The following is a 7,322-nucleotide window of genomic DNA, read 5'->3' as shown; positions in this document are numbered from 1 at the left end:
CGGCGGCGGCCGTCGTCGGCACGCGAAATGGAAACTCCCATGACAGCATTCCGTTCCGAACGCGGTTCTGAACACGGCGGCGTGGACAGAGTCGCGAGCCTGAGCCGGCAAACCAACGTCAGCCCGTCGGCGTTGTCGCTGGCTGCGCCAGTGCATTGCCGCAGACGATGGTAGCCGGAATGAATGACGTCCCCAAATCGGCCCTCGGTCTCGGCCCCGTGAAGACTGCGCTGCCAAAGTACACAAGCTCCGACACAGCCAGTGCCACCCGGCCGTGAGTCAGACGTCCGGTTTGGAGGCAAACAGGGTACGGCGCAGCCAGGTCAGCACGGTCACTCGGCTCCCGGAGGAACGATCTTCGTGGTCCGGAGACCGAGGCGTTTGGACTTCGCCGCCTTCTTCGAGGCGAGATACCGATCCGCGGCAATCTGCTCGGAGAGCTTGTGCTGCTCCATGCTGCCGGAATCGCCGGCGGCCCTGGCAGGCCCGTCGGCGTTGTCACGGATCGTCTGGTCGAGGTCCTGGGCCACTGCAGGTCTCCGTCAGCGACGACAACATGCCGTCTGGGAGGAGACTTATGCCGTGGAAAGGCAGAGTGTCCGGAATTCGTAAGCGCCCATCGTCACCGTTGTTGACAAGTGCTTTAGGCTTTCGGGTTTTGACTCGATAGCCTGGAGGTATTTATGGCTCGTTTGCCTGATCCGGCCGTTCGTCGGCGGTGGGAGAAGCTGGTTCGGTTGTTTGATGGATCTGATCTGACGGTTGCTGAGTTTTGTGAACAGCAGGGTGTCTCGACGGCCTCGTTCTATCTGTGGCGGCGAAAGATTCGTGGGCGAACGGAAGAGCCCGGTGTGTTTGTGCCCGTGTCTGTGCCGGTGCCGGTGACCGTGCCCGTGTCTGAGGAGGCGGGTCGGGAATGTTTTCGCATTCATCTCGGCGGTCGGGCGGTTGTCGAAATTCCCTCGTGCGAAACGGCTGCGTTGCTGTCTGTCGTGGATCGGCTGAATGAAAACGCCGGGCGGCCCGGGCAGCGGGGTTCGCAGTCATGATCGCGTTGCCGACAACTGCTCGCATTTTTCTTTACAGCCGGCCCGCGGACATGCGAAAAAGTTTCTGCGGCCTGTCCGGAATTGTCAGGTCCGAACTCGGGTATGAACCGAATGACGGAAGTCTGTTTCTGTTTATCAATCGTCGCGGCGACCGGCTCAAGGCCTTGTGGTGGGACGATGACGGGCTCGTACTTTTTTATAAGCGTCTGGAAGTTGGGACGTTCCAGCTCACGCACAGCGCCGACCGCCCGGCCGTGAAGATCGATTCGACGGAACTGGCGATGCTGCTCAAGGGGATCGACATTCGTTCGGCACGAAGACGAAAGAGACTTCAGGCACAGGATCGCGACTGAACATCACGACGACTCATCACGACGACTCATCGTCACCCTTCACGACGAGCAGGTTTCTGCGGACAGAACAGGTCCGCGGAAATCTGCTTCCTTTTTTGAAAAGCGGAACACATTGACCTGGTGCAATTGAGCAACATCATTACCCTGGCTCGCATGAACGAACTGGCCGAACTTCGTCGACTCTGCGAACAACAGCGGGACCAGATTGCCCGGCTGCAGACGAACAACGAACAGCTCACGGCAGACAGCGAGCAACTGCAAACAAGCATCGAGCAGCTGCAAACGAACAACCAGCAGTTGCAGACGGCCAACGCCGAACTGCGGACTCAGCTGCAGCAGAGTCGTGATGAACTGGCGGCACTGATCCGCCGCATCTTTGGTCGCAGCAGCGAACGCTACATTGTTGACGCGGCCGGCCAGCTGCACCTGGCGTTCGATTCCGACGACGACATCGAAGATGCTCGCTCCGGCATCCTGCAGGCTCTGGAAGAGCACCGCGAACAGGAACAGCAAAAGAAGCGTCGTCGTCGCGGCACCAGGGAACTGTTTCCCGGGCATCTGCCTCGGCATGAGGTTCTCATCGATCTGCCGGACGACGAAAAGGAAGGGCTGACTCGCATCGGTGAAGACGTGACCGAGACGCTGCACTTCCGCCGTCCGGTGCTGCATGTGGTGCGTCGGGTTTATCCGAAGTATGTTCGGTCCGGCGACACGCGGACTGGTGTGCTGCAGGCTGGTGTTGTGCAGGCTCCGCGACCCGCTTCGCTGGTTTCCGGCGACCGTTATGACACATCGATTGCCGCGGAACTGATCACGGCGAAATACGGTTACCACCTTCCCGTCTATCGTCAGGAAGACATGTTCGCCGGCAGCGGCGTGCATCTTCCGCGGAGCACTCTGCTGAACGTGCTGAGCGCCGCGGCGCTGTTGATTCGTCCGTTTATTGAGTACCTGCGCGATGCTGTTCGCAGGGACTCATGCATCGGAACCGATGACACGGGAGTCTGCCTGCTGCTGCCGGATGTGATTCCTTCCGTCGATCCGGACGATCCAAAAAGCAGGCGAGTTCATGAAGTGATTCGCGACGCGGTCGCCGCGAAGAAGAAGAGCATCAACGCGAAGATGTGGGTGTACCGCGGCCTGCATGTTCCGCTGAACATCTTCGACTTCACGGTGAGTCGTCATCGGGACGGCCCCGACCTGTTCCTGATCGACAACAACTATGAAGGCACGCTGATCGGCGATTGCTACGGCGCGAACACAGGCATCTCGATGCGTTCGAGCGGTTCGATTCTGCACGCCGCGTGCAACGCTCATGCGCGGCGGAAGTTCGAGGCTGCGCTGGACAATCATCAACGGCATGCAGCGTACGTTTTGGAAACATATGCCGCGCTGTATGACATCGAAGACCAGGCGAAGGGTCTGAACGCAGCCGACCGGCTTGACGTTCGTCAGCGTCGCAGTCGACCTCTATGGGATGCGCTGCGAAACTATGTGGACACACAAATGACGAACGTGTCGACGAAGGAGAAAATCGGTGAGGCGCGGGGTTACCTGCTGAACCAGTGGAACGGCCTGGTGCGCTGCCTCGACGATGGCCAGGTGCCGATCGATAACAACCTGAGCGAACAGCTCATGCGTCAGGTGGCGGTGGGCAGAAAGAACTGGCTGTTCCTCGGCAGCGTCGCGGCCGGCGACCGCGCCGCGGACCTGATGTCTCTGGTGAGCAGTGCCCACCGCAATGATCTTGACGTGTGGGACTACGTCAAAGACGTGCTGGACCAGTTGCTGTCCGGAAGCACGAACTTCGCCTCGCTGCGTCCCGACGAGTGGGCCAGAACCCATCCGGACTCGATCCGCAATTACCGCCAAAAGGAACGCGAACAACAGGCCGCCCGCCGAGACCGAAACCGCCTGCACCGCCGCCTGCATCAAATCAAACAGCTCCCCCCAAAATAAGCCCCTCTGCACTGCAGCACTGCAACGGTGCTGATGAGCGCTTACCGAAATTCAACGAGAGAAATGAGAAACGGTAGGCTATCCGTCAAGCTTCACTGGTCGGGGGGAAGGTCTTCGACCGATGGCAACGGATCATTCTTCCTCTTCGGACGAAGCGAGAGCACGTCGAAATCCCAGCGTTTCCATACGCGAAGGTGATCGATTGTGAGATCCTGTTCAGACACCAGTACGCACTCGTCAATCTCGATTCCGTCACAACTTCCCAGTGAGGATTCCAACAAGTCAAGAATCCGTTGAGCGAGTTCTCGACGATCCGGCTTCTCAAAGTCCGGTGCTCGCATGGTTCCCCACACGACGACTTTGTAATCCTCGTCTGGGCCGAGTTCAGCTTCAGTCACCAACAGGTAGATGCCAGAAAGCAAGTCGCTCTGCTTGTAAAGCTCACTACTTTTTTTCGTCAACGAATCAACCGCAGCCTCTACCCGTTCGTTGAATGCGTCAGGAAATGCGGCTCGTACGTACCGTCTCGCGACCCAGAGACATATGCGTCGAACATTCTCCCTATCAATTGCTCGGTTCGCGTCTGGTCTGAAATCGGAGAGATATTTCCTGTCGATTTGAACGCGATCATGAATGCTGCAGGCAAAACGATGCGTCTTTTTATCAGGAGGATCAGAGAATTGAAGATCTCGCGGGCTCGTTAGCCATTTGGGAGGATGCTCATCGTCCTTGGCGTGGCGAATGCGGATCAATTCGACGTATGGCTCCTTGACCCAGTCGGTTTGGACCAAATCGCAATCTTGGGAGATCACCATCCACCAGTCCGATGTCGGCTCTAAGAGAGCTGCATTGTGGCTGCGAGTCTTCGCTTGCTTCAATGCGGTGACCAACCTTCCGAGCCAGCCCTTCTTAGATTCCGCACGCGGAACAATCGTTGCTGGAATCTGGTGATCCTCGATCAGCGCAGTGACGAGAGATGGCGGCAGGACCGACCCCTGCCGCCATCCATTCTCTGCAACCAGACTTCCATCATCGATTCCATCCCGCATATCTAAATCAGTCCGGACTCGACCGTTTTCCAGTCGTTGCATCAATCAAATGCTGCTGATCGCTGATTTCATCGACATTGAAACCATGGGCACGAGCAACAGCAGCTGCCGCCGGCCGCTTCTTGTCAGCATCGGCCTTCATTCGCAATCGCTCAACCGCCAATCCTTCGAATCGACCAACTATGCCTGCTACGTCGATGTCGTCGGCTTTGAGCAAGTCCAGCACTGAGTGCCCATCGGTACCCGAGGCTCGAACGAGACGTTCGGCGGGAAGTTTGCAACGGCTGCTCCACTCCGAAGCAAGGCGGTAAACCTGTTGCATGCGCTCTCGATTGGCGGCTGAAGGTTCGACTTCCCCGTTAATCCATGAATAGATCGTTGGCCGTTGCACTCGCAATACTTCGGCCAATTCCTTTATCTGCAGCGAAAGTGCTCCTCGGATGTACGCAATTGTCTCGCTGTGTGAAATAGGTGTGACAGCAGCGCTGCCACCGTCTGACTGATTCTCCTCAATCCGTATGACTTTGGAAAACGTGCTGTCGCCGCCCGATCCGGTCAGCAGCGGAAGAATGGCGCTTTCATGACCGGTCAGCACTGGAGTGAATTCGCTCCAATACTTCAGCGCATCGACACATCCAGACGGCTGGATTTCGCTGGGGATGCTCCACTCGCTCTGGCAAAGCACACCAGGAGCTGATGCAGAAGGAATCATGGCAGCGGCAAGCATTCCCGCCTTCAGTCGACTGTGCGTCTGTGGTTCGATCAAATCGTAAACGCTCATCACTTACTCCCCGCTGGATTCCCAAACCTTCAGAGCGCCATCCGTCACGGTCGCCTTGAATATCTTCTCAATCGAACCGTGTAGCGCCCACATCTTGCGGATTATCTCATTCGGGACGAAGTCGATCTCGCCTTTCCAGATATGATCGAAATCTAGTATTCGAAACGGCTCATCTTCTCCAAGCTCTAGGTCAAATTCGAGACGTGTCGCTTCCAAATCAGGCGGCATGAACCCTGGGCCGTGCCCATCGAGTGTCTTGAGTTTCAGCATTCCTTCGCCGGTCTTGACGAGCGACAGGAACTGATTCGTGATGCGATCGCCGATTCCACTGGCCGCAAGGCCATGGAACTGTTCGCGGATAAACCAGTCTGGCGTGTGTCCGTCAAGGGAATGCACTACGTCCACATATCGGAGACCAATCTGAGATGCGAAATCGATTGATGCCGCGGCATTCAACTCCGTCATCACTTCCGAGAACCGCTCGGTGAATCGCTCGAACATGTCGTAACCGGTCGTCTCGTACACCACGAAATCTTCGGTCAAGACGACTCCCTCCCTCTTGTCACGGCTAACAAAACTCCATCGAGTGCTCGTCTCTGCCGTAGGTTCCGGTCCGAAGGTGACCTGTTGGATCTGCTCTTTCTTGAACCCCGGAAACCCAGACTTCCGCAGCTTGTCCTGAAATGGCGGCACATACTCACGCATGGCCGTCACAGGGGAAAAGCGAACCTGCACCAGCACCAGCTGAAGCGGAGAGCGCTCAAGTTTCATTCCGGGGTCTTGTCGCATGTCCTTTTTCTACAATGTGTTATGGAAATTCATGAGCAGTATTCCATCGACGGGTAAGCTGCTCGCCGATGCCGGATCCTCACTCGGAGAAGAGCGATTTTACACGAAATCTTACGCCATTGACAGGCTGAGGTGCGGGGAGATTTTACACGAAATCTGACACAAGCTCCGTTGAACTGGTGATGCATTGTCACTTTTGCTGCAGCTATCGCTTTCTCCTCTGCAACACGGAGAGTCGCACACGAGGTTGCGCGGGACCTTGTGGCGCTTCGGTACCGAACAGCACACAGCCCTGTCTGGACGCTGAAACCGCGCAGCCGACGACGCCGTCGAGCCAATGGTGATCCGTTTGCTCGGGACGGATCTTTTATTCGTCCACCGTGCGACCGCGTCATTCGGTCTTTACGCAGTATTCGGCGGTCAGGTGCTCGGCGAACATCCTGTGCATCTCCGCGCTGGTGCCGAAGAGCGACAGGCAACCGGGATCGCCCTGTGCCACGACCAGCCGCGACTGCACGAACGACTTCCAGTAGTTCGTGTCGTAGATCACATGGCGAACGGCTCGCTTGCCGCTGGCATTCGTCATCCGCCCGTTGAGTCCGACGCGTTCACCCTGTTTCCGTTTGTATTCGGAGAAGGGTCGGCTGGATGCGCCGACGAACCGACCGTGCGAGGGGAGCACGGTCCTGGCATGTTTCGATTGCCGGCAGAACTGATAGACCACATCCGTCGATGACCCCCAGTTGGCGTCGATCAGACAACGGTCGATCCGCAGTTCCGCACCATCGTCGCGTCGCCAGTTGCGTGACAGCCGATCTGCGGTCAATGCTTCCGGCCCGGCGCAGATCGATCCCTCGAGCCCAGTCCCTTTCGCCGCCACAGCCAGCGTTCGCGTCGCGTCCCGCAGTGTGAAGTACGGTTGCTTCTGGTCTGGGTAGGTTTCGACTTCGTGCGGTCGCCTTGCCGCTGCGGGTGTTTGTCTCGATCCAGAATCCGATCGGCGATGTCGGCGGGGAGGAAGAATGTGCAGGGAATGGTCCCGCTGATCTTCTTGCCGGGACCTGCCACGCCGAGGACCGCGCCGGCAGGAATGCTCGCCCCGCGCACAACTTGGATGGCGACTGCGCTGACGCGTCTGTCTGCGGATCGTCGAGGATGGCGAGCGAAGGCCGCGCGGTCCGGCTATCGGTTCGAATAGCCCGGTGCCGTGGAAAGTCGGTCCTTCCCGGCGTACGCTGCAGCCGATGAAGGTTTGATGAAACCAGCGAGGTTCGCGCACCCGGATGACATCGCCGTGTTGCGTGTATATGCCACGTCGCGCGGCGGGGGTGGTCGTCGGCAC

The 7,322-nt window shown here is 57.9% G+C and carries 8 protein-coding genes; 3 read left to right on the top strand and 5 right to left on the bottom strand.

The genetic code is table 11. From position 1 onward, the window contains the following. Positions 1 to 332: 332 nt before the first annotated feature. Complete coding sequence (locus R3C19_27170) at positions 333 to 530, bottom strand: hypothetical protein (protein MEZ6064044.1); 198 nt, start codon at positions 528 to 530, stop codon at positions 333 to 335. 153 nt (positions 531 to 683) lie between these two features. Here R3C19_27170 and R3C19_27165 point away from each other — a divergent pair, with 153 nt between their 5' ends. The 3 genes from R3C19_27165 (at position 684) to R3C19_27155 (ending at position 3,361) form a co-directional block, all read left to right on the top strand. Next, positions 684 to 1,049: a hypothetical protein gene (locus tag R3C19_27165; protein MEZ6064043.1), complete on the top strand. Its 366-nt coding sequence runs from the start codon at positions 684 to 686 to the stop codon at positions 1,047 to 1,049. Then, entirely contained in the window at positions 1,046 to 1,402 is a 357-nt protein-coding gene (gene tnpB, locus R3C19_27160) for an IS66 family insertion sequence element accessory protein TnpB (protein MEZ6064042.1), read from the top strand. The genes R3C19_27165 and tnpB overlap by 4 nt, the downstream gene beginning before the upstream one ends. A gap of 120 nt (positions 1,403 to 1,522) precedes the next feature. After that, positions 1,523 to 3,361 (top strand): IS66 family transposase, encoded by a 1,839-nt coding sequence (locus tag R3C19_27155; protein MEZ6064041.1) that lies wholly within the window; start codon positions 1,523 to 1,525, stop codon positions 3,359 to 3,361. 92 nt (positions 3,362 to 3,453) lie between these two features. Here the strand turns inward: R3C19_27155 and R3C19_27150 are convergent, their stop codons facing one another. The 4 genes from R3C19_27150 to R3C19_27135 form a co-directional block, all read right to left on the bottom strand. Next, positions 3,454 to 4,452 (bottom strand): hypothetical protein, encoded by a 999-nt coding sequence (locus R3C19_27150; protein ID MEZ6064040.1) that lies wholly within the window; start codon positions 4,450 to 4,452, stop codon positions 3,454 to 3,456. Beyond that, positions 4,418 to 5,191: a helix-turn-helix transcriptional regulator gene (locus R3C19_27145; protein MEZ6064039.1), complete on the bottom strand. Its 774-nt coding sequence runs from the start codon at positions 5,189 to 5,191 to the stop codon at positions 4,418 to 4,420. The genes R3C19_27150 and R3C19_27145 overlap by 35 nt, the downstream gene beginning before the upstream one ends. Positions 5,192 to 5,194: 3 nt before the next feature. Further along, on the bottom strand, positions 5,195 to 5,980 hold the full coding sequence (locus R3C19_27140) for a TIGR04255 family protein (protein ID MEZ6064038.1): 786 nt from the start codon (positions 5,978 to 5,980) through the stop codon (positions 5,195 to 5,197). Positions 5,981 to 6,371: 391 nt separating this feature from the next. Next, entirely contained in the window at positions 6,372 to 6,860 is a 489-nt protein-coding gene (locus tag R3C19_27135) for a terminase gpA endonuclease subunit (protein MEZ6064037.1), read from the bottom strand. Between the last annotated feature and the right edge of the window lie 462 nt (positions 6,861 to 7,322).

This window comes from Planctomycetaceae bacterium (assembly GCA_041398785.1).
Classification (GTDB): Bacteria; Planctomycetota; Planctomycetia; order Planctomycetales; family Planctomycetaceae; genus JAWKUA01.
This window is presented reverse-complemented; position numbering and strand designations above follow the sequence as displayed.

Bases quoted from the DNA above. Each gene is read 5' to 3' on its own strand.
- tnpB (MEZ6064042.1), top strand. From the start codon at position 1,046: ATGATCGCGTTGCCGACAACTGCTCGCATTTTTCTTTACAGCCGGCCC.
- R3C19_27150 (MEZ6064040.1), bottom strand. From the start codon at position 4,452: ATGCAACGACTGGAAAACGGTCGAGTCCGGACTGATTTAGATATGCGG.
- R3C19_27165 (MEZ6064043.1), top strand. From the start codon at position 684: ATGGCTCGTTTGCCTGATCCGGCCGTTCGTCGGCGGTGGGAGAAGCTG.
- R3C19_27140 (MEZ6064038.1), bottom strand. From the start codon at position 5,980: ATGCGACAAGACCCCGGAATGAAACTTGAGCGCTCTCCGCTTCAGCTG.
- R3C19_27145 (MEZ6064039.1), bottom strand. From the start codon at position 5,191: ATGAGCGTTTACGATTTGATCGAACCACAGACGCACAGTCGACTGAAG.